The following is a 24538-nucleotide window of genomic DNA, read 5'->3' on the forward strand; positions in this document are numbered from 1 at the left end:
GGTGGTTCAGCCCTCGCTGGCGGCGTCGGCGGCCGGCGCGTCAGCCGGGGCGGCGGTGGCCTCGGAGGCCATGCGGAACTTGCCGGGCATCGGCAGGTCCTTGTGGGGCGCCTTCTTGATGGCGTCGCGGACGAAGATGTAGCCGCCGTCGTGGCCCGGCACCGCGCCCTGGACGAGGATCAGGCCGCGCTCGACGTCCGTGCGCACGACCTTGAGGTTCAGGGTGGTCACGCGGTCGACGCCCATGTGGCCGGCCATCTTCTTGTTCTTGAAGGTCTTGCCGGGGTCCTGCCGGCCGCCGGTCGAACCGTGCGAGCGGTGCGACACCGACACGCCGTGCGTGGCGCGCAGGCCGCCGAAGTTCCAGCGCTTCATGGGGCCGGCGAAGCCCTTGCCGGTCGAGGTGCCCGTCACATCGACGAACTGACCCGGCACGAAATGGTCGGCCTGGAACTCGGCGCCGACGGGGATCATGCGATCCGCCTCGACCCGGAACTCGGCCAGCTTCATCTTCGGCTCGACGTTGGCGATGGCGAAGCGCTGGCGCTCGGCCTTCGACACGTTCTTCACCTTGGCCTTGCCGATCCCGATCTGCAGCGCGCTGTAGCCGTTCACCTCGGCCGTGCGATGCGCGACGACCTGGCAACCGTCGAGTTTGAGCACCGTCACCGGCACATGTTCGCCCGCATCCGTGAAGATTCGGGTCATTCCGACCTTCTGGGCGATGACACCTGACCGCATGTCAGATTTCCTTCAAGAGACTTCGCTACAGCGTTTCGCAGGGGGCGGACGTCAGATCTTGATCTCGACGTCGACGCCGGCGGCCAGATCGAGCTTCATCAGCGCGTCGACCGTCTGCGGAGTGGGATCCACGATGTCGAGAACGCGCTTGTGCGTGCGGATCTCGAACTGCTCGCGGGACTTCTTGTCCACGTGGGGCGAACGGTTCACGGTGAACTTCTCGATCCTCGTGGGGAGCGGAATCGGACCCCGAACCTGCGCGCCGGTGCGGCGTGCGGTCGAGACGATCTCCTTGGTCGAGGCATCGAGCACGCGGTGGTCGAAGGCCTTGAGGCGGATGCGGATGTTTTGACCGTTCATCGTCGTGTCCTTTGAGTCGGAAGGGGCGGGAGCAGGGCTCCCGCTCCCCCAACCTGTTGGCTTCTTATTCGATGATGGAGGCGACGACGCCGGCGCCCACGGTGCGGCCGCCCTCGCGGATGGCGAAGCGCAGCTTCTCCTCCATGGCGATCGGCACGATCAGCGCCACCGTCATGGTCACGTTGTCGCCGGGCATCACCATCTCCGTGCCCTCGGGGAGGGTCACGATGCCGGTCACGTCCGTGGTGCGGAAGTAGAACTGCGGGCGGTAGTTCGTGAAGAACGGCGTGTGGCGGCCACCCTCGTCCTTGGTGAGGATGTAGGCCTCAGCCTTGAACTTGGTGTGGGGCTTCACGGAGCCGGGCTTGCACAGGATCTGGCCGCGCTCGACGTCCTCGCGCTTCGTGCCGCGCAGCAGGCAGCCGACGTTGTCGCCCGCCTCGCCCTGGTCGAGCAGCTTGCGGAACATCTCGACGCCGGTGACCGTGGTCTTCACGGTGGCCTTCAGGCCGACGATCTCGATTTCCTCGCCGACCTTGACGACGCCGCGCTCGATGCGGCCGGTCACCACGGTGCCGCGGCCCGAGATCGAGAACACGTCCTCGACCGGCATCAGGAAGGGCTGATCCTTCGGACGCTCCGGCTGCGGGATGTAGGCGTCGACCGTCTCCATCAGCTTCAGGACGGCGTCGTGGCCGATCTCCGGGCGCTTGTTCTCGAGCGCGCAGAGGGCCGAGCCCTGGGTGATCGGGATGTCGTCGCCGGGGAAGTCGTACTTCGACAGCAGCTCGCGGATCTCGAGCTCGACGAGCTCGAGCAGCTCGGCGTCGTCGACCATGTCGACCTTGTTCATGAACACGACCAGCGCCGGGACGCCGACCTGACGGGCGAGCAGGATGTGCTCGCGGGTCTGGGGCATCGGGCCGTCGGCAGCCGACACGACCAGGATCGCGCCGTCCATCTGGGCCGCGCCCGTGATCATGTTCTTCACGTAGTCGGCGTGGCCGGGGCAGTCGACGTGCGCGTAGTGGCGGTTCTTGGTCTCGTACTCGACGTGGGCGGTCGAGATCGTGATGCCGCGGGCCTTTTCCTCGGGGGCCTTGTCGATCTGGTCGTAGGCGGTGAAGGTGGCGCCGCCGGTCTCGGCGAGGATCTTGGTGATGGCCGCGGTCAGCGACGTCTTGCCGTGATCGACGTGGCCGATGGTGCCGATGTTGCAGTGCGGCTTATTCCGCGAGAACTTTTCCTTAGCCATGGAAGGCTCCTCTCAAGCTGTGGTCTTCGTGTGGGGAGGTCAGGCGTACTTCGCCTGGACCTTGGCAGCCTCGTTGGCCGGAACCTGCTCGTAATGGTCGAACTGCATCGTGAAGGTGGCGCGCCCCTGCGAGAAGGAGCGGAGCTGGTTCACGTAGCCGAACATGTTGGCCAGCGGCACCATGGCGTTGATGACGTTGGCGTTGCCGCGCACGTCCTGCCCCTGGATCTGCCCACGGCGGGAGTTCAGGTCGCCGATGCACGAGCCGGTGTATTCCTCCGGCGTCACGACCTCGACCTTCATGATCGGCTCGAGCAGAACCGATCCACCCTTCTGCAACGCTTCCCGGAAGGCCGCCCGGGAGGCGATCTCGAACGCCAGGACCGACGAGTCGACGTCGTGGAAGGCGCCGTCGATCAGCGTGGCCTTGACGTCCACGACGGGGAAGCCCGCCAGGATGCCGGCGCCCATGACCGAGTTGATGCCCTTTTCGACGCCGGGCACGTATTCCTTCGGCACCGCGCCGCCGATGATCTTCGACTCGAACAGGTTGCCGGCGCCGGCCTCGTTCGGCTCGAAGACGATCTTGACGCGGGCGAACTGGCCCGTGCCGCCCGTCTGCTTCTTGTGCGTGTAGTCCTGCTCGACGCGGCGGGTCAGCTTCTCGCGATAGGCCACCTGGGGGGCGCCGATGTTGGCGTCCACCTTGTAGGTCCGGCGCAGGATGTCGACCTTGATGTCGAGGTGGAGCTCGCCCATCCCCTTGAGGATCGTCTGGCCCGACTCGGTGTCGGTCGAGACGCGGAAGGACGGGTCCTCGGCGGCCAGCTTCTGCAGGGCGACGCCCAGCTTCTCCTGGTCGGCCTTGGACTTCGGCTCGATCGCGATCTCGATTACCGGCTCGGGGAACTCCATCTTCTCCAGGATCACCGGCTTCTGCGTGTCGCAGAGCGTGTCACCCGTGCGGGTGTCCTTCAGGCCCGCCATGGCGACGATGTCGCCGGCATAGGCCTCCTTGATGTCCTCGCGGTTGTTGGCGTGCATCAGGAGCATGCGCCCGATGCGCTCCTTCTTGTCCTTGGTCGAGTTCAGCACGGTCGTGCCGCTCTCGATGTGACCCGAATACACGCGGCAGAACGTGATCGTGCCGACGAAGGGGTCGTCCATGATCTTGAAGGCGAGCAGCGAGAAGGGCTCGCTGTCCGACGCGGGACGGGTGACCTCGGCCTCGGTGTTGACGTCGATGCCCTTGATGGCCTCACGGTCGAGCGGGGACGGCAGGTAGTCGACGACGGCGTCGAGCAGGGGCTGCACGCCCTTGTTCTTGAAGGCCGTGCCGCACAGCACCGGGTGGAAGGCGATCTTGCGCACGGCGAGGCGGATCAGCCGCTTCAGCGTGGCCTCGTCCGGCTCGGTGCCGTCGAGGTAGGCCGACATGGCGTCGTCGTCGAGCTCGACGGCGGCCTCGATCATCGCCAGGCGGTATTCCTTGGCGCGGTCGAGCAGGTCGGCGGGGATCTCCTCGTCGTGGTAGTTGGCGCCGAGGTTCTCGTTCTCCCAGACGACCGCCTTCATGCGGACGAGGTCGATGATGCCCTTGAAGTCGGACTCAGCGCCGATCGGCAGCTGGATGCACACCGGACGGCCGCCGACGCGGGTCTTGATGTCGTCGACGCACTTGTAGAAATCGGCGCCGATCTTGTCCATCTTGTTGACGAACACGATGCGGGGCACGTTGTACTTGTCCGCCTGGCGCCAGACCGTCTCGGTCTGGGGCTCGACGCCCTGGTTGCCGTCGAGCACGCAGACCGCGCCGTCGAGCACGCGGAGCGAGCGCTCCACCTCGATGGTGAAGTCCACGTGGCCGGGGGTGTCGATGATGTTCAGGCGCTTGCCGTTCCACTGGGTCGTGGTGGCGGCCGACGTGATCGTGATGCCGCGCTCCTGCTCCTGCTCCATCCAGTCCATGGTGGCGGCGCCGTCGTGGACTTCGCCGATCTTGTGGGACTTGCCGGAGTAGAACAGGATCCGCTCGGTCGTGGTCGTCTTGCCCGCATCGATGTGGGCCATGATGCCGAAGTTGCGGTAGTCTTCGATCGGATGTGAGCGGGGCATGGGTCGATCCTCGGAAGGCGCGGGTTCGCCGGATTACCAGCGATAGTGCGAGAAGGCGCGGTTGGCTTCGGCCATCCGGTGCGTGTCTTCGCGCTTCTTGACGGCGTTGCCGCGGTTGTTGGCGGCGTCCATCAGCTCGGCCGACAGGCGGTCGACCATGGTCTTGTCGTTGCGGCCGCGGGCGGCCGTGATGAGCCAGCGGATGGCCAGCGCCTGGCGGCGCTCCGGACGGACCTCGACCGGCACCTGATAGGTGGCGCCGCCGACGCGCCGCGAGCGGACCTCGATGGCGGGGGCGACGTTGTCGAGCGCCTGCATGAAGATCGGCAGGGGCTCGGTGCGGAGGCGCTGCTCGATGTTCTCGAAGGCGCCGTAGACGATCGCCTCGGCGACCGACTTCTTGCCGTCGTACATGATCGAGTTCATGAACTTGGTGAGGGTCACGTCGCCGTACTTGGCGTCCGGGATGATCTCACGCTTCTCTGCGCTGTGGCGGCGGGACATCGTGTCAGTTCCTTACTTCGGACGCTTCGCGCCGTACTTCGACCGGCGCTGGCGGCGGTCCTTGACGCCCTGGGTGTCGAGCACGCCGCGGATGATGTGGTAGCGCACGCCCGGAAGATCCTTCACGCGGCCGCCGCGGATCATCACCACCGAGTGCTCCTGAAGGTTATGGCCCTCGCCGGGGATGTAGCCGATGACCTCGAAGCCGTTGGTCAGGCGCACCTTGGCGACCTTGCGGAGAGCCGAGTTCGGCTTCTTCGGGGTCGTGGTGTAGACGCGGGTGCAAACGCCGCGCTTCTGCGGGCTCTGCTGCAGCGCGGGCACCGTGTTGCGCGCCTTGGCGACGACGCGCGGCTTGCGGATCAACTGACTGATCGTCGGCATGTCTGGCTTCTCTAGGTCCGATCCGGGCGGCCCGGCACGGCGGAGACGCCGGCGCCGAAACGCGTGCAAAGCGAAGTGCGCCCATGGTCCTTCCGGACCTCAAGCGCACCAAATGCAGAGGACCGCGACGCATGACGCGCCACGCTCTTGCTTCTTTCGATGAACCCCGCCCGCGCGAGCGACCGGAGCTTGGTCTCAGGTGAGCCCGGCAGCGTTTAGGCTCTTCTTGGTCCGGGACGCGTCGTCCCGGAGCGAAAGTACCTACGGCCTGCCGAAAGTTGGCCTCTCTTACCGGGCGACACCGGGGGCGTCAACAGCGCAACCGCCCGCCCCGAGAGAATGTCCGGCGCGGAATGCCACCCCTGCCCCGATGGCAGAGCGGCGCTACAAGGGATCAACGGTCCAGAGCCTTTCATCGCCGAAGAAGGGCGATCCCGACGATGAGCGCCGTGTTCGACCCGCTCCGCCTCGCTCGCAACCTGCAAGACAAGGCCCGATTCAGCCCCGAGCAGGCCGAGGGCGTGGCCGACGCCTTCGCCGAGGCGATGCAGGGCGACCTCGCGATCAAGGCCGACCTCAAGTCTGAGATTCAGAGCGTTCGTGGTGAACTCCGCGAGACGGAACTGCGCCTCGAAGCCAAGATCGAGACCATCGAGGCGGACCTCGTCAAGTGGGTCGTCGGCATGATCGGGTTCCAGACGATCGTCCTCCTCGGCGCCGCCCTGGCCCTCGCGCGCGCAGTCGCGCGCTGATCCTGCGACTTTCGCCTCCTCTCCTTGGAGGTGAGGCCCGACAAACAGAAAGGGGCGCCGAAGCGCCCCTCCCCTCCTCTCTTCGAGCCGGCGCCCTCACTCGGCCGCGGCGGGCGCCGGCAGCTGAGGCAGGTTCTCCTGCGAGGCCTGCGCCTTCTGGGCGAGGATCATGTCGTCGCGGGACGCGGCGACGCGCTGCAGCTTCGACATGGCGGCACCGGTGCCGGCCGGGATGAGCCGGCCCACGATGACGTTCTCCTTCAGCCCCTCCAGCGTGTCGCGCTTGCCGTTGACCGCCGCCTCGGTGAGCACGCGGGTCGTCTCCTGGAACGAGGCCGCCGAGATGAACGACCGCGTCTGCAGCGACGCCTTGGTGATGCCGAGCAGAACCGGCGTGCCGGAGGCCAGCTTCTTGCCCTCCGCCTGCGCGGCGGCGTTGGCGGCCTCGAGCTCGACGTGGTCGACCTGCTCGCCGGGCAGGAAGTCGGTCTCGCCGGGATCGACGATGTCGACCTTCTGCAGCATCTGGCGGACGATCACCTCGATGTGCTTGTCGTTGATCGACACGCCCTGCAGCCGGTAGACCTCCTGGATCTCATTGACGAGGTAAGCGGCCAGCTCCTCCACACCCTTGATCGCCAGGATGTCGTGCGGCGCCGGGTTGCCGTCGACGATGTACTCGCCCTTCTCGATGACGTCGCCGTCCTGGAGATGGATGTGCTTGCCCTTCGGGATCAGGTACTCGACAGGCTCGGCGCCGTCCTCGTGCGGGACGATTTGCAGGCGCTGCTTGTTCTTGTAGTCCTTGCCGAACTGGATGATGCCCGAGATCTCCGCGATGATCGCGTGGTCCTTCGGACGCCGCGCCTCGAAGAGCTCGGCGACGCGCGGCAGACCGCCGGTGATGTCGCGGGTCTTGGCGCCCTCCATCGAGATGCGGGCGATGACGTCGCCGGCCTTCACCGTAGCGCCGGGGTCGAAGGCGATGATCGACTCGACGGGCAGCAGGTAGCGCGCGTCGCCGCCGCGGGACACCTTGGCGATCTTGCCGTCGGCGCCCTTGATGACGATGGCGGGCTTGAGGCTCGCCGAGCGCTGGTTCAGGCGCCAGTCCATGACCATGCGCTTGGCGATGCCGGTGGCCTCGTCGATGCTCTCCGACATCGACGACCCCTCGACGAGATCCTCGAAGCCGACGACGCCGTCCACCTCGGTCATGATCGGCCGGGTGTAGGGGTCCCATTCGGCGAGGCGCTGGCCGCGCTTCACCTTGTCGCCCTCGTCGACCTTCAGACGCGCGCCGTACTGGACGCGGTGCACCGCGCGCTCGGTCCCGTCCGGCCCGAGCACCACGATGGCGACGTTGCGCGCCATGACCATGAGGTCACCCTCGCCGTTGCGGGCGATGGCCATGTTGCGGAACGTGATGGTGCCGTCGAAGCTCGTCTCGATGAAGGACGAGTCGGCGATCTGCGCCGCGCCGCCGATGTGGAAGGTGCGCATCGTGAGCTGCGTGCCCGGCTCGCCGATCGACTGCGCCGCGATGACGCCGACGGCCTCGCCCATGTTGACGGGCGTGCCGCGGGCGAGGTCGCGCCCGTAGCAGGTCGCGCAGACGCCGTTCTTCGACTCGCAGGTCAGCACCGACCGGATCTTCACCTCCTGGATCCCGGCGGCGTTGATGCGCTCGATGTGCCACTCCTGGATCATCTCGCCGGTGGCGACGATCAGCCCGCCGTCCTGGTCGCGCAGATCCTCGGCCGTGGTGCGGCCCAGGATGCGGATGGCGAGGCTGGCGACCACCTGGCCGGCGTCCAGGATCGCGCGCATCTTGATGCCGCCCTGCGAGCCGCAGTCGATCGACGAGATGATCGCGTCCTGCGCCACGTCGACGAGGCGGCGCGTCAGGTAGCCGGAGTTGGCCGTCTTCAGCGCCGTGTCGGCGAGGCCCTTACGGGCGCCGTGGGTCGAGGAGAAGTATTCGAGGACGGTCAGGCCCTCCTTGAAGTTCGAGATGATCGGCGACTCGATGATCTCGCCCGACGGCTTCGCCATCAGGCCGCGCATGGCGGCGAGCTGCTTCATCTGCGTGGGCGAGCCACGGGCGCCGGAGTGGCTCATCATGTAGATGGAGTTGATCGGCTTGTCCTTGCCGCCCTCGTCCTTCCTCACGGAGGAGATGCGGATCATCATCTCCTCGGCGAGCTTGTCCGAGCACTTGGCCCAGGCGTCGACGACCTTGTTGTACTTCTCGCCCTGGGTGATCAGGCCGTCGTTGTACTGCTGCTCGTATTCCTTCGCGAGCGCCGAGGTCGACTCGATGATGGCCGGCTTCGTCTCCGGCACCACCATGTCGTCCTTGCCGAACGAGATGCCGGCGCGGAACGCCTCGCGGAAGCCGAGCGCCATGATCCGGTCGCAGAAGATCACCGTCTCCTTCTGCCCGCAGTTGCGGTAGACGGTGTCGATCATGTTGGAGATCTCCTTCTTCGTCATCAGCTTGTTGGCGACGTCGAAGTTGATCTTGGCGTGGTTCGGCAGAAGCTGGCCGAGGATCATGCGGCCCGGGGTGGTGTCGAAGATCTTGGACTTGCGGACGCCGTCCTCGTAGGTCCAGGCGCGGCCCTTGATCTTGGTGTGCAGGGTGATCGATTTCGCCGCGAGCGCGTGCTCGATCTCGCCCATGTTCGAGAAGGCCATGCCCTGGCCGATGTCGCCGTCGCGCATCAGCGTGACGTAGTAGAGGCCGAGCACGATGTCCTGCGACGGCACGATGATCGGCAGGCCGTTGGCCGGGTGCAGGATGTTGTTGGTCGACATCATCAGCACGCGCGCTTCGAGCTGCGCCTCGAGGCTCAGCGGGACGTGCACGGCCATCTGGTCGCCGTCGAAGTCCGCGTTGAAGGCGGCGCAGACCAGCGGGTGGAGCTGGATCGCCTTGCCCTCGATCAGCGTCGGCTCGAAGGCCTGGATGCCCAGGCGGTGGAGCGTCGGGGCGCGGTTCAGCATCACGGGATGCTCGCGGATGACCTCGTCCAGGATGTCCCAGACCTCCGGCTTCTCCTTCTCGACGAGCTTCTTGGCCTGCTTGACGGTGGTCGACAGGCCCTTGGCGTCGAGGCGCGAGTAGATGAAGGGCTTGAACAGCTCCAGCGCCATCTTCTTCGGCAGGCCGCACTGGTGCAGCTTCAGCTCGGGGCCGACCACGATGACCGAGCGGCCCGAATAGTCGACGCGCTTGCCGAGCAGGTTCTGGCGGAAGCGGCCCTGCTTGCCCTTCAGCATGTCGGCGAGAGACTTCAGCGGGCGCTTGTTGGCGCCCGTGATGACGCGGCCGCGCCGGCCGTTGTCGAACAGCGCGTCCACCGCCTCCTGAAGCATGCGCTTCTCGTTGCGGATGATGATGTCCGGCGCGCGCAGCTCGATCAGCCGCCGCAGGCGGTTGTTGCGGTTGATGACGCGGCGGTAGAGGTCGTTGAGGTCGGAGGTCGCGAAGCGGCCGCCGTCGAGCGGCACCAGCGGGCGCAGGTCCGGCGGGATCACCGGCACCTCGGTCAGGATCATCCACTCGGGCTTGTTGCCCGAGTGCATGAAGGCCTCGATGATCTTCAGGCGCTTGGCGAGCTTCTTCGGCTTCAGCTCGGAGGTCGACTCCTGGATCTCGACCTTGAGGTCCTCCGCGATCTTCTGGAGGTCCATGTTGCGCAGGATCTCGCGGATGGCTTCCGCGCCGATCATGGCGGTGAAGCTGTCCTGGCCGTACTCGTCCTGGGCGCGCAGGTACTCGTCCTCGGTGAGGAGCTGACGCTCCTTCATCGGGGTGAGGCCGGGCTCGATGACGATGTAGGACTCGAAATAGAGGATGCGCTCGAGGTCGCGCAGCGTCATGTCGAGCAGGAGACCGATGCGCGACGGCAGCGATTTCAGGAACCAGATGTGCGCCACGGGGGCGGCCAGCGAGATGTGGCCCATGCGCTCGCGCCGGACGCGCGACAGCGTCACCTCGACGCCGCACTTCTCACAGATCACGCCCTTGTACTTCATGCGCTTGTACTTGCCGCACAGGCACTCGTAGTCCTTGATCGGCCCGAAGATGCGCGCGCAGAACAGGCCGTCGCGCTCCGGCTTGAAGGTGCGGTAGTTGATGGTCTCCGGCTTCTTGATCTCGCCGAACGACCAGGACAGGATCTTCTCGGGAGAAGCGATGCCGATCGCGATCTGGTCGAAAGCCTGGGGCTGAACCGCCGGGCTGAAAAGGTTCATGACCTCTTGATTCATGGTCTTCTCCAAACCGAGGTAGGCCGCGAGACGCGGCCACACCCTCGGAGAAATCTTCGGGTGACGACGGCCCGACGGACTCCCTTCGGGGGAGCGCGGCGGGCCCTTGTGTCGGGGCGCGCGGCGCGCCCTCGCTCCGTTACTCGGCGGCTTCCGGCAGCACCACCGCGTCCGGCTTCTCGCTCTGGGTCAGCTCCACGTTGAGGCCCAGCGAGCGCATCTCCTTGACCAGCACGTTGAACGACTCGGGGATGCCCGACTCGAACGTGTCGTCGCCGCGCACGATCGCCTCGTAGACCTTGGTGCGGCCCGCCACGTCGTCGGACTTCACCGTCAGCATCTCCTGCAAGGTGTAGGCCGCGCCGTAGGCTTCGAGCGCCCAGACCTCCATCTCGCCGAAGCGCTGGCCGCCGAACTGCGCCTTGCCGCCGAGCGGCTGCTGGGTGACGAGCGAGTAGGGGCCGATCGAGCGCGCGTGGATCTTGTCGTCCACGAGGTGGTGGAGCTTCAGCATGTAGATGTAGCCCACCGTGACCTTGCGGTCGAAGGCATCGCCGGTGCGCCCGTCGTAGAGCGTCGACTGGCCCGAGCCGTCGAGCCCGGCCTGTTCCAGCAGCGACACGATGTCGGGCTCGTGCGCGCCGTCGAAGACCGGGGTCGCGATCGGCACGCCGCGGCGCAGGTTCTGGCCGAGCTCGACCAGCCCCTCGTCGTCGAGGCCGCGCACGTCGTCGTTGGCGCCGTAGATGTGCTCCATCTTGTCGCGCAGGGGCCCGATGTCGCCGTGGCCCTCCAGCGCCGCCTGGCGCTGGTAGGCGTTGACGATCTCGCCCACCTGCCGGCCGAGGCCCGCGCAGGCCCAGCCGAGATGCGTCTCCAGGATCTGCCCGACGTTCATGCGCGAGGGCACGCCCAGCGGGTTCAGCACGATCTCGACCGGCGTGCCGTCGGCGAGGAACGGCATGTCCTCCTGCGGCACGATCTTGGACACCACGCCCTTGTTGCCGTGGCGGCCCGCCATCTTGTCGCCGGGCTGGATCTTGCGCTTCACCGCGACGTAGACCTTGACCATCTTCATGACGCCGGGCGGCAGCTCGTCGCCGCGCTGCAGCTTCTCGACCTTGTCGAGGAAGCGGCTCTCGAGCCCCTTCTTCGACTCGTCGTACTGCTTGCGCATGGCTTCGAGCTCGCCCATCACGGCGTCGTCCGCGACGGCGAAGTTCCACCACTGCGAGCGGGGGTAGCCCTCGATGACCTCGCGGTTGAGCACCGTCTCCTTCTTGAAGCCGCGCGGGCCGCCGATGCCGGTGTGGCCGTCGAGCACGGTCACGAGGCGGGCGTAGACGTTGCGGTCCAGGATCGCGAGCTCGTCGTCGCGGTCCTTGGCGAGCCGCTCGATCTCCTCGCGCTCGATCGCCTGGGCGCGCTCGTCCTTGTCGACGCCGTGGCGGTTGAACACGCGGACCTCGACGATCGTGCCCGTCACCCCGGGGGGCACGCGCAGGCTCGTGTCGCGGACGTCCGACGCCTTCTCGCCGAAGATGGCGCGGAGCAGCTTCTCCTCCGGCGTCATCGGGCTCTCGCCCTTCGGCGTGATCTTGCCGCACAGGATGTCGCCGGCCTGCACCTCGGCGCCGATGTAGACGATGCCGGCCTCGTCGAGGTTCTTCAGCGCCTCTTCCGACACGTTCGGGATGTCGCGCGTGATCTCCTCGGGCCCGAGCTTGGTGTCGCGGGCCATCACCTCGAACTCTTCGAGGTGGATCGAGGTGAACACGTCCTCCTTGACGATCTTCTCGCTGAGGAGGATCGAGTCCTCGAAGTTGTAGCCGTTCCAGGGCATGAATGCGACCAGCACGTTGCGGCCGAGGGCGAGGTCGCCGAGGTCTGTCGACGGGCCGTCCGCGATGATGTCGCCCTTCTTCACCCGGTCGCCGACGCGCACGAGCGGCTTCTGGTTGATGCAGGTCGACTGGTTCGAGCGCTGGAACTTCATCAGACGGTAGATGTCGACGCCGGGCTTGCCGCCGTCGACCTCCTCGGTCGCGCGGATCACGACGCGGGTCGCGTCGATCTGGTCGACGATGCCGGCGCGCCGCGCCGCGATGGCGGCGCCGGAGTCGCGGGCCACCACGGCCTCCATGCCGGTGCCCACCAGCGGCGCGTCGGCCTTCACCAGCGGCACCGCCTGGCGCTGCATGTTCGAGCCCATGAGGGCGCGGTTGGCGTCGTCGTTCTCCAGGAACGGGATCAGCGCCGCCGCGACCGACACGAGCTGCTTCGGCGACACGTCCATGAAGTCGACGCGGTCCACGGGGACCAGCATCACGTCGCCGGCGTGGCGGCACAGCACGAGGTCTTCCGTCAGCTTGCCGTCGGCGCTCATCGCGGCGTCGGCCTGCGCGACGTAGTGCTTCGTCTCCTCCATGGCCGACAGGTAGACGACGTCGTCCGACACAGCGCCGCCGCGGACGCGGCGGTACGGGGCCTCGATGAAGCCGTACTTGTTGACGCGCGCGAAGGTGGCCAGCGAGTTGATCAGGCCGATGTTCGGGCCTTCCGGCGTCTCGATCGGGCAGATGCGGCCGTAGTGAGTCGGGTGCACGTCGCGCACCTCGAAGCCGGCGCGCTCGCGGGTGAGGCCGCCCGGCCCGAGCGCCGACAGGCGGCGCTTGTGGGTGATCTCCGACAGCGGATTCGTCTGGTCCATGAACTGCGACAGCTGCGACGAGCCGAAGAACTCGCGCACCGCGGCCGCCGCGGGCTTCGCGTTGATGAGGTCCTGCGGCATCACCGTGTCGATGTCGACCGAGGACATGCGCTCCTTGATGGCGCGCTCCATGCGCAGGAGGCCCAGGCGGTACTGGTTCTCCATCAGCTCGCCGACCGAGCGGACGCGGCGGTTGCCGAGGTGGTCGATGTCGTCGATCTCGCCGCGGCCGTCGCGCAGGTCGACCAGCGCGCGGGCCACCGCGAGGATGTCGTCCTTGCGCAGCACGCGCACCGTGTCGGCGGCGTCGAGGTCCATGCGCATGTTCATCTTCACGCGCCCCACGGCCGACAGGTCGTAGCGCTCGGGGTCGAAGAACAGCGAGTGGAACATCGCCTGGGCGGTGTCGAGCGTCGGCGGCTCGCCGGGACGCATCACGCGGTAGATGTCGAACAGGGCGTCCTCGCGCGAGGAGTTCTTGTCGACCGCGAGCGTGGTGCGGATGTAGGGGCCGATGTTGATGTGGTCGATGTCGAGGATCGGCAGCTCGTTGAAGCCCTGGTCGAGCAGCCCCGGCAGCGTCTTGGCCGTGATCTCGTCGCCGGCCTCGGCGTAGATCTCGCCGGTCTCGGGGTTGTAGAGGTCCTCGGCAAGGTATTGGCCGTAAAGGTCGTCGTCGGTCGCGCGCAGGGCCTTCACGCCCTTCTCGGCGAGCAGGCGCGCCGTGCGGGCGGTGATCTTCTTGCCGGACTCGATGACGATCTCGCCGGAGTCGGCGTCGATCATGTCGGCGGCGGCCTTCATGCCCTTCAGCCGCTCGGCGTTGAACGGCACGCGCCAACCGTCGGCCGCGTGCTCGTAGCGCACGGTGTTGTAGAAGGTCGACAGGATCTCCTCGCCGTCCATGCCGAGGGCGTAGAACAGCGACGTCACCGGGATCTTCCGGCGCCGGTCGATGCGGGCGTAGACGATGTCCTTGGCGTCGAACTCGATGTCGAGCCAGGAGCCGCGGTAGGGGATGATGCGGGCGGCGAACAGCAGCTTGCCCGAGGAATGGCTCTTGCCCTTGTCGTGGTCGAAGAACACGCCCGGGCTACGGTGCATCTGCGAGACGATGACGCGCTCGGTGCCGTTGACGATGAAGGTGCCGTTCGACGTCATGAAGGGCATGTCGCCCATGTAGACGTCCTGCTCCTTGATGTCCTTGACCGACTTGGCGCCGGTGTCCGGGTCCACGTCGAACACGATGAGGCGCAGCGTCACCTTCAGCGGCGCCGCGAAGGTCATGCCGCGGGCGCGGCACTCGTCGACGTCGAACTTCGGCTGTTCGAACTCGTACTTCACGAATTCGAGCAGGGCCGTGCCGGCGAAGTCCGACACCGGGAAGACCGACTTGAAGACGGACTGCAGGCCCTCGTCGGGACGGCCGCCTTCCGGCTGGTCGACCAGCAGGAACTGGTCGTAGGAGGCCTTCTGGACCTCGATCAGGTTGGGCATCTCGGCGACTTCGCGGATGTGTCCGAAGAATTTGCGGACCCGCTTGCGGCTCGTGAACGTTTGCGCCATGTCGCTCCTCGTACCCTTTCGTGCGGCGGAACCTCGAACCGGGCCCGACGCCCGGTCTCCGCCTCGAAGGCGCCGCGTCGCCGCGGGCCTCCGGCCTGTTCCCGAGCCCGGCCTGCACCGATCGACCCCGCGGGGACCCATGCGCCGTATGTCGCCGTCCGGGCGGGCTCGCGCCGGGACGGGGCCTGTCTGCCGTCGCGGCGCCTCCGGACAAGCCGAACGGAGAACGCCGGAAAGGTCCCGAGGAAACTCCCCGGGACCGATCACATGTTTCAGCGAAGCAGCGCGAAGCGGATCGCGCGATCTCCCACCTGCTTACTTGAGCTCGACCTTGGCGCCGACCTTCTCGAGCTGGGCCTTGAGCTTGGCGGCGTCGTCCTTGGAGACCGACTCCTTGACCGGCTTCGGGGCGCCCTCGACGAGGTCCTTGGCTTCCTTGAGGCCCAGACCGGTGATGGCGCGGACTTCCTTGATGACTTCGATCTTCTTGTCGCCGGCGGCGGCCAGGATCACGGTGAACTCGGTCTGCTCCTCGACCGGGGCAGCGGCGGCGCCGGCCGGGCCGGCCGCGACCGCGACCGTCGCGGCGGCGGCGGACACGCCCCACTTCTCTTCGAGCATCTTGGCGAGCTCGGCGGCTTCGAGGACGGTGAGGGCCGACAGGTCGTCGACGATCTGGGAAAGGTTGGCCATGGTGTTTTCTCTAGGTTTGGTTCGTGAAGGGTGAAATCAAGGGTGCCGGTCGGGCGGCGTTCGCGGCCGAAGCCGCGACGTTCAGGCCGCGTCCTTCTCGGCGCCATCCTTGTCGGCGTAGGCCTGGAACACGCGCGCCAGCTTGGCCTGGGGGGCCGTGGTGAGCTGGGCGAGCTTCGTGGCCGGCGCCTGGATGAGGCCGATCAGCTTGCCGCGCAGCTCGTCGAGCGACGGCATCGTGGCGAGGGCGCGAACGCCGTTCGGGTCGAGGGCGGTCTTGCCCATCGCCCCGCCGAGGATCACGAACTTCTCGAAATCCTTGGCGAAGGCTGCCGCCACCTTGGGGGCCGCGACCGGATCGTCCGAATAGGCCAGGATGGTCGGCCCCGTCAGCAGCGAGCCGATGGAAGCGACATCCGTGCCCTCGAGCGCGATCTTGGTCAGGCGGTTCTTGGTGACCTGCACCTTGGCTCCGGCCTCTCTCATCTGCTTGCGCAAGCGCTGAAGCTGCGCGACAGTGAGGCCGGAATAGTGAGCCACGACGACGACGGCGGTCTTCTGGAAGACGCCGTTGAGTTCGTCGATGAGCTCCTTCTTTTCCGTTCTGTCCAAAGTTGAAACTCCGAATAGCGAAGTCTAGCCCCGCGACTGCACATGGTGTCCGCCGAAACCGGGCCCGCGAGGGGCCCGCCATCGGCGGTCTGTGCCTGCCCCCGGCGGCCTGTCGGCCTCCGGACAGAAGGATCGAACCAAATCTGAAGGCCCGCTCGCGCGGACCCTGAACTCAAACCGGCTTCACCGTCTATGCGGGCTCCCCGTCGGCCGCCGGCTCGCGCCGCTGACCTCGAGGATTCAAGCCACCCGCCCGGAGGCGGGTGCGGCACCTGCAGTCTTGGACAGGACACGGCCGGACAGGATGCGGGATCGCTCCAGCACCGCCCGGCCTCATCAGGACGCGCCGCCCGACCGCCCGAGGGAGGCCGCGCCGCGCGATTTCCGGGGTCCCGCGAGGGACCCTTCCGCCCTCATAAAGACTTCACGTCTTCGTGCCAAGCGGTTTCGACGCGCCCCGCACACCGCGCGGAGCGGCCGCGCGGACGGGGCCAGGCGGCGTCAGGCGCTGCCGATCGTGCCCGGGTCGACCTTGACGCCCGGACCCATCGTCGAGGACAGGGCCACGCGCTGCAGGTAGGTGCCCTTGGCGCCCGCCGGCTTGGCGCGGGTGACCGCATCCACGAAGGCGCGGATGTTCTCGACGAGCTTCTCGTCGTCGAACGACGCCTTGCCGACCGAGCCCTGCACGATGCCGGCCTTCTCGACGCGGAACTCGACCGCGCCGCCCTTCGACGCCTTGACGGCGCCGGTGACGTCCATGGTCACGGTGCCGACGCGCGGGTTCGGCATCAGGCCGCGCGGGCCCAGCACCTTGCCGAGGCGGCCCACCAGGCCCATCATGTCGGGCGTGGCGATGCAGCGGTCGAAGTCGATCGTGCCGCCCTGGACGGCCGCCACGAGGTCCTCGGCGCCGATCACGTCGGCCCCGGCGTTGCGGGCCTCGTCGGCCTTGGCGCCGCGGGCGAAGACCGCGACGCGAACGGTGCGGCCCGTGCCGTTCGGCAGGTTGACCACGCCGCGCACCATCTGGTCCGCGTGCTTGGGGTCCACGCCGAGGTTCATGGCGATCTCGACCGTCTCGTCGAACTTCACCTTGGCGCAGCTCTTCACCAGGCCGACGGCGTCGCTGACGGGGTAGAGCTTGATGCGGTCGATGCCCTCGCGAGCGGCCTTGATGCGCTTTCCGATCTTGGCCATCGTCTTACCCCACCACCTCGAGGCCCATGGAACGGGCGGAACCTTCGACCATCGACATCGCGGCCTCGACGGTCGAGCAGTTGAGGTCGACGATCTTCTTCTCGGCGATCTCGCGCACCTGGTCGCGCGTGACGCGGCCGACCGTACCGCGGCCCGGCGTCTTCGATCCGGCCTTGATGCCGGCCGCCTTCTTGAGGAAGAACGACACCGGCGACAGCTTCAGCTCGAAGGTGAAGGAGCGGTCCTGGAACGCCGTGATGACGACCGGGATGGGGGAGCCCTTCTCCATCTGCGCCGTGCGGGCGTTGAAGGCCTTGCAGAACTCCATGATGTTCAGGCCGCGCTGACCGAGCGCGGGACCGATCGGGGGGGACGGGTTGGCGCTTCCGGCCGGGACCTGAAGCTTGATGTAACCCGTGATCTTCTTCGCCATCGAATACTCCTCGAGGCGCCCCGCGCGTCGCCGCGACGGGGCATGGGGGATCGTGGTCCGTCGTTGAGTCCGGCTCGGCGGGCCGGACGCGACTCCCACGGGTGATGCCGGCGCCTCCGCGAGGGAGACCGGCGCCCGCGCTCCGGGGAGCGCGGGGACTGCGCCACGCGGCGCAGATCGGGTCCGAGCGGACTCGGAATCCTGTGTGGGCCGGGGCGCCGGGCGGCCGCCTCTGGCTCGCCCCCGCGCCCCTCAGGCCGTTCCGCTCAGAGCTTCTCGACCTGGCCGAACTCGAGGTCGACCGGCGTCGCGCGGCCGAAGATCGACACCGCGACCTTGACGCGGGAGCGGCCCTCGTCGACCTCCTCCACGAGGCCGTTGAAGGACGCGAAGGGGCCGTCCGACACGCGCACCTGCTCGCCGACCTCGAAGGTGATGGAGGATTTCGGCCGCTCGACGCCCTCGGCCACCTGCCCCTTGATCCGGTCCGCCTCGGAGTCCGAGATCGGATGGGGCTTGTTGTCGGCGCCGAGGAAGCCCGTCACCTTCGGGGTGTTCTTGATGAGGTGGTAGACCTCGTCCGTCAGGTCCGTGCGGACCAGGACGTAGCCGGGGAAGAACTTGCGCTCGGACTCGGTCTTGCGGCCGCGCTTGACCTCGGTGAACTTCTCGGTGGGGACCAGGATGTCCTCGAACCGGTCGGTGAGGCCGCGCTGCGCCGCCTGCTCACGGATGGACTCGGCCACCTTCTTTTCGAAGTTCGAGTAAGCGTGAACGATGTACCAACGCATGCTCATGGCGGGAACCCGGGGGATAAAGATGCCGTTCGGCGCGGCGGAACGATCAACGGCTGCCGTAGCCCAGGATCAGCGACACGGCGAAGTGGATGACCTCGTCGACGGCGACGAAGAACACGGCCGCCAGGACCACCATGATGAGGACCATCGCGGTGGTGACGCCGGTCTCGCGCCGCGTCGGCCACGTCACCTTGCCGGCTTCGGTGCGGACGTCCTGGATGAACTCGAACGGGTTGGCCATGTCGTATCCGGGCGGCTCGCGGGAGGACACGTCACCCCGGCGCCGAAATGAAGAGCGGCGCGCGACCGTCCGGCCGCGCGCCCCATGACGGTCCTATAAAGGCGAGCGCCGCGGGAACCAAGCGAAAAGATCGTGAAGCGGAGGGCTCGGGCTGCGGTGCCAGGGAAGCTGGCAGGAGAGGTGGGACTCGAACCCACAACCCCCGGTTTTGGAGACCGGTACTCTAGCCGATTGAGCTACACTCCTGCGTCGCAGCCCCGCCTGGGCCCGAAGACCCGCGCAGCGCGCCTCGACGTTCTGCACCATTCCGCTCCTCCTGGCAAGGGCCGCCGATCCGAACCATAGCGGCCGGCATCGGTTGACGGACGGGCGGCCGGTGGACATCTTCGACGCTCGGCAGAGGCGGGCCGCCGCATCGCGTTGGCTCCGCGTCGCTCCGGGCCCGGCCCGCGCGCGCCCGCAGGTGGAGACGAGGATGAAGGCCCTGACCGCGAAATTCGGCATCGGGCAGGTGGTGAGGCACCGCAAATACCCGTTCCGCGGCCTGATCTACGACGTGGACCCCGTCTTCGCCAACACCGAGGAATGGTGGCTGTCGATCCCGGAGGACGTGCGCCCGATCAAGGAGCAGCCGTTCTACCACCTGTTCGCCGAGAACAGCGAGACCGAGTACATCGCCTACGTGTCGGAGCAGAACCTGCTGCCGGACGAGTCGGGCGAGCCGCTGCGCCACCCGCAGATCGCCGACAGCTTTGAGCGCACGGCCGCCGGCGACTACCGCGCCAAGGCGGCGGCGCGGAACTGACGGGCCGCTGCCGACCGCAGCCGCGGCCCGGGCGAAACCAGAAGGGCGCGCACCGCGGTGCGCGCCCTTCGTGTTTCGAGGACAGGCCGATCGGGGGATCAGGGCTTGGCGGGGGCCGCCGGGGCGGGAGCGGCGCCGGCCGCGGGAGCCGGGGCGCCGGCCGCCGGGGCGGCGCCGGCAGCGCCCTTCTCGAGCGCCTGGCGCTGGGCCAGCGCGCGCTCCTGGAGCTGCTTCTGCAGCTCGGCCTGCTGCTCCTCCTGGCGCTTCTGGAGCACCTCGGTCGGGATCGGGGCGCCGTCGAAGCCCTTGCCGAAGTTGGCCAGCGGCAGCGCGAAGGTGATCTCGTTGCCGGCCGGACCCTTGGCGACGACGTTGAGCACCGTGCCCTTCTTCATCTGCTCGATCACCTTGCCGGAGATCTGCGTCTCGGCGAAGCAGCCGTTGGGCATGCAGAACTCGTAGGCCCCGGGCGTCGCGGCGCCCTTGTCGACCGAGAAGCGCACGCCGGGGCGCAGCATCAGGCCGATCGGCAGCAGCACGCGCGCCACGCGGTTGTCCTCGCCCTTCACGTCGTAGATCGCCAGGGCGACCTGCGGCGGCTGCTTCGGGTCGGTGGTGAAGTCGCGGGTGGTGAAGCAGGTCTCCTTCTGGCCGGGCGCCGGCTTGCCGCACACCTTGGTCCAGTCCGTGCCCTGCAGGGCCTGCATGTCGAGCTTGACGGGCGCGGAAGGGTTCGGCTGCGCCTGGGCGGGCTGAGCGCCGGCCGCCGGAGCGGCGGTCTGGGCCTGGGCCCCGGCAGCGAACAGCGCGCCCGCCAGCAGGGTCGCGGCCCCGAGCTTGGTCGTGTGGATCGGCATGGAATGTCCTCGTGGTTCGAACGGCGGGCGTCGGGGTGACGCGGATCGGACTCGGGTCCAAGCGCTCACCGTCGGAGTCGGACGGCTTCGGCGTTCCGAGGGCGTCGGAGCGATGCCGCCCCGGCGGGCGTGGCGCGCGGGTCATCGCGACGGAATGCGGCGACACGTTGTCGACGGCGCGTTCCGAGGCGACGGCGGCCCCTCGTCGATGATCTCGCCCCCGATTGCAAGCCGGACTCGGCCTCGCCATGGTCACACCCGCACCAGCATCGCGTGCGAGGACGGGCCGCATGACCGTGATCCGGCCCGCCCTGCGCCACCTCCGCCTCCCGTTCGCCGCCCTCGCGCTGTGGGCGGGCGTGGCGCCCGCGGCCCGTGCCGCGCCGTCCATCGCCATGCACGGCGCGCCCGCCCTGCCCGACGGCTTCGCCCACTTCCCCTATGCCGATCCCGACGCGCCGAAGGGCGGCCGGCTGCGCCTGTGCCTGCCCGGCACCTTCGACAGCCTGAACCCCTTCAACCTCAAGGCAGGCTCGACCGCCCAGGGGCTGGTCAACATGGTCTACGAGCCGCTGATGGCGCGCTCGCAGGACGAGCCCTTCACGCTCTATGGCCTCGTCGCGCGGGGGCTCGACACCGACGAGGACCGCTCCTTCGCGACCTTCCACCTCGACCCCCGCGCGCGCTTCTCGGACGGCACGGCGGTCACGGCCGACGACGTGCGCTTCACCTTCGACCTCCTCAAGGAGAAGGGGCGGCCGCAGCAGCGCCAAGCGTTCGGGCTGGTGAAGGGCGTCGACACGCCCGATCCGCTGACGATCCGCTTCGACCTCGCCGGGGTCGGCGACCGCGAGCTGCCGCTCTTCCTCGGGCTGATGCCGGTGCTGCCGCGCCACGCGGTCGACCCCGCGCATTTCGACGAGGCGACGCTGAAGCCCCCCGTGGCCAGCGGGCCCTACCGCGTCACGGAGGTCGAGCCCGGCACGCGGCTCGTGCTGGAGCGCGACCCGAACTACTGGGGCCGCGACCTGCCGACGCGGCGCGGCATGTTCAACTTCGACCGCGTCGACATCGACTATTACCGCGACGCCAACGCCTTATTCGAGGTGTTCAAGGCGGGCCTGTGCGACTTCCGCATCGAGACCGACCCGGCGCGCTGGCTCACCGGCTACGACTTCCCCGCGCTGCAGGACGGCCGCGACCTGAAGCAGGCCGTGCCGCTGCGGTTCCCGAAGGGCATGGAGGGTTTCGCCTTCAACACGCGGCGCCCGCTGTTCGCGGACCCGCGCGTGCGCGAGGCCCTGGCCGGCATGTTCGACTTCGGCTGGGTCAACCGCGCGCTCTACGGCGGGCTCTACCGGCGCACGCCGTCCTTCTTCGCCGAAAGCGAGCTCAGCTCGTCCGGCCGGCCGGCCGACGCCGCCGAGGTGGCGCTGCTCGCCCCCTACCCCGGCTCCGTGCGGCCCGACGTGCTGGCCGGCGTCTGGCGGCCGCCCGGCGGCGACGGCTCGGGCCGCGAACGCGCCGAGGCCAAGCGGGCCCTCGCGCTCCTGGCGGAGGCCGGCGACAGGCTCGACGGCACGGTGATGCGGCTGCCGAACGGCGAGCCGTTCCGCTTCGAGATCATGGTGACGGAGCCGCGCTACCAGCGGCTGGCGCTCGCCTACGCGGACAGCCTCAAGGAGATCGGCATCGAGGCCGCGGTGCGCCGCGTCGACGAGGTGCAGTACCAGCGCCGGCGCCAGTCCTTCGACTTCGACATGATGCCGGGCCAGTGGCTTGCCACGGCCTCGCCGGGCGCTGAGCAGCGCTCGCGTTGGAGTTCGGCCGCGGCGGACCAGCCGGCCTCGTTCAACCTCGCGGGCGCGCGATCGCCCGCCATCGACGCCGCCGTGTCGGCGATCGTCGCGGCATCGAGCCAGGAGGGCTACCTCGCCGCCGTGCGGGCGCTCGACCGGCTGCTGCTGACGGGCTTCTACGTCGTGCCGCTGTTCCACACGGAGGACCAGTGGATCGCCTACGCGTCCTTCCTCGGCCGCCCGAAGGAGGTGCCGCTGTTCGGCATCAGCAACGTCACGCCGATCGAGCTGTGGTGGCGGAAGCGGGGCGGCTAGGGCGCGACCTCACGGTCGGGAAGGCGGCTCGTCAGGGTCCACAGCCCAGCGCGGCCTCCTCGCGCACGTAGCGCGCCACGGCGGCCCGGTCCCTCGCCGACAGCGGGACGTCCTCCAGCGCGTCGTACTGGCAGCCGGCGTTGCCGAAAGCCGCGATGGCGCGGCTCGTCCTGAAGCAGTAGCCGGCCGTCTTGTAGATCTGGTTGCGGCCGAACTACAGGTCGGAACAGGCATCCGCCCGCGCGGCGCCGGGGTTCGCGATGAGGCAGAGGGTGATCGCCGCCCCAAGGCCGACAGTGAACCGGAATCGCATCGCCGCGCTCCCCGAGGTCGTCATGGTTCGTGGGTGCCGCCACGCCCGACGGCGCATTTGCAGACTAGGGCGCGTTGACATTCAGCGACATTAGGGTTTCCCAGCGGGCGAAAGTGGGATTCAAGGCTGGAAAAGGGAGGTTCCAGCATGGATCGCGACGTGTTGAAGGACGAGCAATGGGAGCGTATTGCCCTTCTGCTTCCCGGCAAGGTCGGTGATCCGGGGCGATCGGCCAGCAACAATCGTCTGTTCATGGAAGCTATCCTGCACGTCGTACGGACGGGCGGACCATGGCGAGACTTGCCGGACCGGTTCGGCAACTGGAACTCCAATTTCCAACGTTTCCGCCGGTGGGCCAAGAAGGCGGTCTTCGACCGCGTTTTCGCCGCTCTGTCGGGCGACCCTGATTTTGAATACGCCATGGTGGATGGCACGATCATCAGGGTCCACCAGCACGGCACTGGCGCAAAAGGGGGACTCAGGATCAGGCCATCGGCCGTTCTCGCGGCGGTTTGACCACCAAGATCCTCGCCCTGGTGGACGCGCTCGGCAATTTGGTGCGCTTTGTGCTGCTGCCGGGGCACCGCCACGACGTCAAGGGCGTCAAGGATCTGATCGCCGACGTGCCCTTCAAGATGCTTCTGGCCGATAAGGCCTTCGACGTCGATTGGCTTCGGGAAAATCTTGAAGGCAGAGGCGTTGCCGCGGTGATCCCGCCCAAAGCCAATCGCAAGCGGCACATCCCCTGCGATTTTGCCGCCTACAAATGGCGGCACCTCGTCGAAAACTTCTTCTGTTCGCTGAAAGCCTTCCGCCGCATCGGCACGCGTTACGACAAGACTGACACGAGCTTCAGAGCCTGTTTGACCTGTCTTAGCTGTTATAGGCTCGGATCAGGCGGTGGCAGTTGGCGATGCTGACGGCATCTTCGGCTGCCGTGGTGCTCTGTTCCAGGTTGCGCGTGAGGCGATGATAGCGGTTGGTCAGGGTGCCGAAGGTGCCCTCGATGCGCCATCGCACGGGCAAGGGTTTGAAGCCTTTCACGTCCCGCTCGCGCGTAGAGACCTGAACCTCGATGCCGTGAGGTGCGGCGGCCTGCGCCATGCGGGCACCGCTGTAGATGCCGTCGACCTTGACGCGTCGAGGCGTCCAGCCCTCGGCAGCGGCGCGGTCCAGCAACTCTGCCGCGGCGGCCGTGTCGTGCACGTTGGCGGCCGTCACCGACGTGGCGAGCACGAAGCCGAGCGAGCAGGTCAGCACGTGACGCTTGATGCCCTTCACCTTTTTGTTGCCGTCCACGCCGCGCTCTCCCGCCTGCGGCCCTGACGCGACGCTTTGCGAGTCCATGATCGCCGTCGCGGGTTCGGGGTCGCGTCCGCGGCGAGCCCGCTCGGCGCGCGTCAGCACGGCCGCGATGTCGGCCCACACGCCGTCGGCGCGGAAGCGGTCGTGCCAGGAGCGCACGGTCTGCCACGGACCGAACTCCCTGGGCAGAAAACGCCATGGACAGCCGGCCTTCTCCAGATACAAGCAGGCGTTGACGATCTCGCGCAGGTCAGCGGTCAGCGTCCTGTACACGCCCATCATCGGCGCAAGTGTTGCCCACTCGCTGTCTGTCAGATCGCTCGGATAGCGCCGACCGTCATCCTTGTAGCGATCCCGAGCCTCGGCAGTCCACATCGTCGCCTCCACCAGAAACGACAACGCAAACCGATCAAAGAAAGGTCAAACAGATGGGGTGATTGGGGCTCCAGCCCAGGCCCAACGGTGGCTGCTCCTGCCCGGATGGTTCAACGTGGTCCGTGTCG

At 67.8% G+C, this 24538-nt stretch carries 21 protein-coding genes and 1 tRNA gene; 4 read left to right on the top strand and 18 right to left on the bottom strand.

The annotated features are described in order from the left end of the window. Window positions 1-6: 6 nt before the first annotated feature. From rplC to rpsL, 6 genes are all read right to left on the bottom strand, one after another. Window positions 7-741, bottom strand: coding sequence for a 50S ribosomal protein L3 (rplC, locus tag L7N97_RS03965; protein ID WP_237477066.1), 735 nt, complete (start codon window positions 739-741; stop codon window positions 7-9). A gap of 51 nt (window positions 742-792) precedes the next feature. Continuing rightward, window positions 793-1101 (bottom strand): 30S ribosomal protein S10, encoded by a 309-nt coding sequence (gene rpsJ, locus L7N97_RS03970; protein ID WP_129220909.1) that lies wholly within the window; start codon window positions 1099-1101, stop codon window positions 793-795. A 64-nt stretch (window positions 1102-1165) separates the two neighbouring features. Next, window positions 1166-2356: an elongation factor Tu gene (gene tuf / locus L7N97_RS03975; protein WP_237477067.1), complete on the bottom strand. Its 1191-nt coding sequence runs from the start codon at window positions 2354-2356 to the stop codon at window positions 1166-1168. A 39-nt stretch (window positions 2357-2395) separates the two neighbouring features. Then, window positions 2396-4471 carry an elongation factor G gene (gene fusA, locus L7N97_RS03980; RefSeq protein WP_237477068.1) on the bottom strand — a complete coding sequence of 692 codons (2076 nt, stop codon included), beginning with the start codon at window positions 4469-4471 and terminating at the stop codon, window positions 2396-2398. A gap of 33 nt (window positions 4472-4504) precedes the next feature. After that, a complete protein-coding gene (gene rpsG, locus L7N97_RS03985; RefSeq protein WP_237477069.1) occupies window positions 4505-4975 on the bottom strand; it encodes a 30S ribosomal protein S7 in 471 nt (156 codons plus the stop codon). Window positions 4976-4987: 12 nt separating this feature from the next. Next, window positions 4988-5359 (bottom strand): 30S ribosomal protein S12, encoded by a 372-nt coding sequence (gene rpsL / locus L7N97_RS03990; RefSeq protein WP_129222702.1) that lies wholly within the window; start codon window positions 5357-5359, stop codon window positions 4988-4990. Between the two features lie 440 nt (window positions 5360-5799). Here rpsL and L7N97_RS03995 point away from each other — a divergent pair, with 440 nt between their 5' ends. Then, a complete protein-coding gene (locus tag L7N97_RS03995) occupies window positions 5800-6111 on the top strand; it encodes a DUF1640 domain-containing protein (protein WP_237477070.1) in 312 nt (103 codons plus the stop codon). A 96-nt stretch (window positions 6112-6207) separates the two neighbouring features. Here L7N97_RS03995 and rpoC read toward each other — a convergent pair whose 3' ends face one another. From rpoC to L7N97_RS04040, 9 genes are all read right to left on the bottom strand, one after another. Continuing rightward, window positions 6208-10389 carry a DNA-directed RNA polymerase subunit beta' gene (rpoC, locus tag L7N97_RS04000; RefSeq protein WP_237477071.1) on the bottom strand — a complete coding sequence of 1394 codons (4182 nt, stop codon included), beginning with the start codon at window positions 10387-10389 and terminating at the stop codon, window positions 6208-6210. A gap of 139 nt (window positions 10390-10528) precedes the next feature. After that, entirely contained in the window at window positions 10529-14665 is a 4137-nt protein-coding gene (gene rpoB, locus L7N97_RS04005; RefSeq protein WP_237477072.1) for a DNA-directed RNA polymerase subunit beta, read from the bottom strand. Window positions 14666-14980: 315 nt separating this feature from the next. After that, complete coding sequence (rplL, locus tag L7N97_RS04010) at window positions 14981-15358, bottom strand: 50S ribosomal protein L7/L12 (RefSeq protein ID WP_237477073.1); 378 nt, start codon at window positions 15356-15358, stop codon at window positions 14981-14983. A gap of 81 nt (window positions 15359-15439) precedes the next feature. After that, window positions 15440-15970, bottom strand: a complete 531-nt coding sequence (rplJ, locus tag L7N97_RS04015) for a 50S ribosomal protein L10 (protein WP_237477074.1) — start codon at window positions 15968-15970, stop codon at window positions 15440-15442. Window positions 15971-16471: 501 nt separating this feature from the next. Further along, entirely contained in the window at window positions 16472-17170 is a 699-nt protein-coding gene (gene rplA / locus L7N97_RS04020) for a 50S ribosomal protein L1 (protein ID WP_237477075.1), read from the bottom strand. A 4-nt stretch (window positions 17171-17174) separates the two neighbouring features. Further along, window positions 17175-17603: a 50S ribosomal protein L11 gene (gene rplK / locus L7N97_RS04025; protein WP_237477076.1), complete on the bottom strand. Its 429-nt coding sequence runs from the start codon at window positions 17601-17603 to the stop codon at window positions 17175-17177. Window positions 17604-17869: 266 nt separating this feature from the next. Continuing rightward, a complete protein-coding gene (nusG, locus tag L7N97_RS04030; RefSeq protein ID WP_237477077.1) occupies window positions 17870-18400 on the bottom strand; it encodes a transcription termination/antitermination protein NusG in 531 nt (176 codons plus the stop codon). A 46-nt stretch (window positions 18401-18446) separates the two neighbouring features. Then, complete coding sequence (gene secE / locus L7N97_RS04035; RefSeq protein WP_237477078.1) at window positions 18447-18641, bottom strand: preprotein translocase subunit SecE; 195 nt, start codon at window positions 18639-18641, stop codon at window positions 18447-18449. Between the two features lie 169 nt (window positions 18642-18810). Beyond that, window positions 18811-18887: transfer RNA gene (locus tag L7N97_RS04040), tRNA-Trp, on the bottom strand. A gap of 229 nt (window positions 18888-19116) precedes the next feature. On the opposite strand from L7N97_RS04040, the gene hspQ reads away from it, so the two are divergent. Further along, a complete protein-coding gene (gene hspQ / locus L7N97_RS04045; RefSeq protein WP_237477079.1) occupies window positions 19117-19446 on the top strand; it encodes a heat shock protein HspQ in 330 nt (109 codons plus the stop codon). 98 nt (window positions 19447-19544) lie between these two features. Here hspQ and L7N97_RS04050 read toward each other — a convergent pair whose 3' ends face one another. Next, window positions 19545-20303, bottom strand: coding sequence for an invasion associated locus B family protein (locus tag L7N97_RS04050; protein ID WP_237477080.1), 759 nt, complete (start codon window positions 20301-20303; stop codon window positions 19545-19547). Between the two features lie 290 nt (window positions 20304-20593). Here L7N97_RS04050 and L7N97_RS04055 point away from each other — a divergent pair, with 290 nt between their 5' ends. After that, a complete protein-coding gene (locus L7N97_RS04055) occupies window positions 20594-22417 on the top strand; it encodes an extracellular solute-binding protein (protein ID WP_237477081.1) in 1824 nt (607 codons plus the stop codon). 31 nt (window positions 22418-22448) lie between these two features. Here L7N97_RS04055 and L7N97_RS30490 read toward each other — a convergent pair whose 3' ends face one another. Beyond that, window positions 22449-22616, bottom strand: coding sequence for a YARHG domain-containing protein (locus L7N97_RS30490; protein WP_428981046.1), 168 nt, complete (start codon window positions 22614-22616; stop codon window positions 22449-22451). Window positions 22617-22877: 261 nt separating this feature from the next. Between L7N97_RS30490 and L7N97_RS04065 the strand changes: the two genes are divergently transcribed. Further along, a protein-coding gene (locus tag L7N97_RS04065) for an IS5 family transposase (RefSeq protein WP_237477082.1) occupies window positions 22878-23650 on the top strand; the annotation gives its coding sequence in 2 pieces (ribosomal slippage) (window positions 22878-23208 and window positions 23208-23650; 774 coding nt in all). Here the strand turns inward: L7N97_RS04065 and L7N97_RS04070 are convergent. Further along, the gene (locus L7N97_RS04070; protein WP_237477083.1) at window positions 23604-24410 is read right to left on the bottom strand and encodes an IS5 family transposase; all 807 of its coding nucleotides are present in this window, start codon (window positions 24408-24410) and stop codon (window positions 23604-23606) included. The two genes, L7N97_RS04065 and L7N97_RS04070, sit on opposite strands and share 47 nt — an antisense overlap. Window positions 24411-24538 lie beyond the last annotated feature (128 nt).

The sequence above is a fragment of the Lichenibacterium dinghuense genome (assembly GCF_021730615.1).
Taxonomy (GTDB): domain Bacteria; phylum Pseudomonadota; class Alphaproteobacteria; order Rhizobiales; family Beijerinckiaceae; genus Lichenihabitans; species Lichenihabitans dinghuensis.

Coding starts and splice junctions, on each gene's coding strand:
- rplC (WP_237477066.1), bottom strand. CDS start 741: ATGCGGTCAGGTGTCATCGCCCAGAAGGTCGGAATGACCCGAATCTTC.
- rpsJ (WP_129220909.1), bottom strand. CDS start 1,101: ATGAACGGTCAAAACATCCGCATCCGCCTCAAGGCCTTCGACCACCGC.
- tuf (WP_237477067.1), bottom strand. CDS start 2,356: ATGGCTAAGGAAAAGTTCTCGCGGAATAAGCCGCACTGCAACATCGGC.
- fusA (WP_237477068.1), bottom strand. CDS start 4,471: ATGCCCCGCTCACATCCGATCGAAGACTACCGCAACTTCGGCATCATG.
- rpsG (WP_237477069.1), bottom strand. CDS start 4,975: ATGTCCCGCCGCCACAGCGCAGAGAAGCGTGAGATCATCCCGGACGCC.
- rpsL (WP_129222702.1), bottom strand. CDS start 5,359: ATGCCGACGATCAGTCAGTTGATCCGCAAGCCGCGCGTCGTCGCCAAG.
- L7N97_RS03995 (WP_237477070.1), top strand. CDS start 5,800: ATGAGCGCCGTGTTCGACCCGCTCCGCCTCGCTCGCAACCTGCAAGAC.
- rpoC (WP_237477071.1), bottom strand. CDS start 10,389: ATGAATCAAGAGGTCATGAACCTTTTCAGCCCGGCGGTTCAGCCCCAG.
- rpoB (WP_237477072.1), bottom strand. CDS start 14,665: ATGGCGCAAACGTTCACGAGCCGCAAGCGGGTCCGCAAATTCTTCGGA.
- rplL (WP_237477073.1), bottom strand. CDS start 15,358: ATGGCCAACCTTTCCCAGATCGTCGACGACCTGTCGGCCCTCACCGTC.
- rplA (WP_237477075.1), bottom strand. CDS start 17,170: ATGGCCAAGATCGGAAAGCGCATCAAGGCCGCTCGCGAGGGCATCGAC.
- rplK (WP_237477076.1), bottom strand. CDS start 17,603: ATGGCGAAGAAGATCACGGGTTACATCAAGCTTCAGGTCCCGGCCGGA.
- nusG (WP_237477077.1), bottom strand. CDS start 18,400: ATGAGCATGCGTTGGTACATCGTTCACGCTTACTCGAACTTCGAAAAG.
- secE (WP_237477078.1), bottom strand. CDS start 18,641: ATGGCCAACCCGTTCGAGTTCATCCAGGACGTCCGCACCGAAGCCGGC.
- hspQ (WP_237477079.1), top strand. CDS start 19,117: ATGAAGGCCCTGACCGCGAAATTCGGCATCGGGCAGGTGGTGAGGCAC.
- L7N97_RS04050 (WP_237477080.1), bottom strand. CDS start 20,303: ATGCCGATCCACACGACCAAGCTCGGGGCCGCGACCCTGCTGGCGGGC.
- L7N97_RS04055 (WP_237477081.1), top strand. CDS start 20,594: ATGACCGTGATCCGGCCCGCCCTGCGCCACCTCCGCCTCCCGTTCGCC.
- L7N97_RS04070 (WP_237477083.1), bottom strand. CDS start 24,410: ATGTGGACTGCCGAGGCTCGGGATCGCTACAAGGATGACGGTCGGCGC.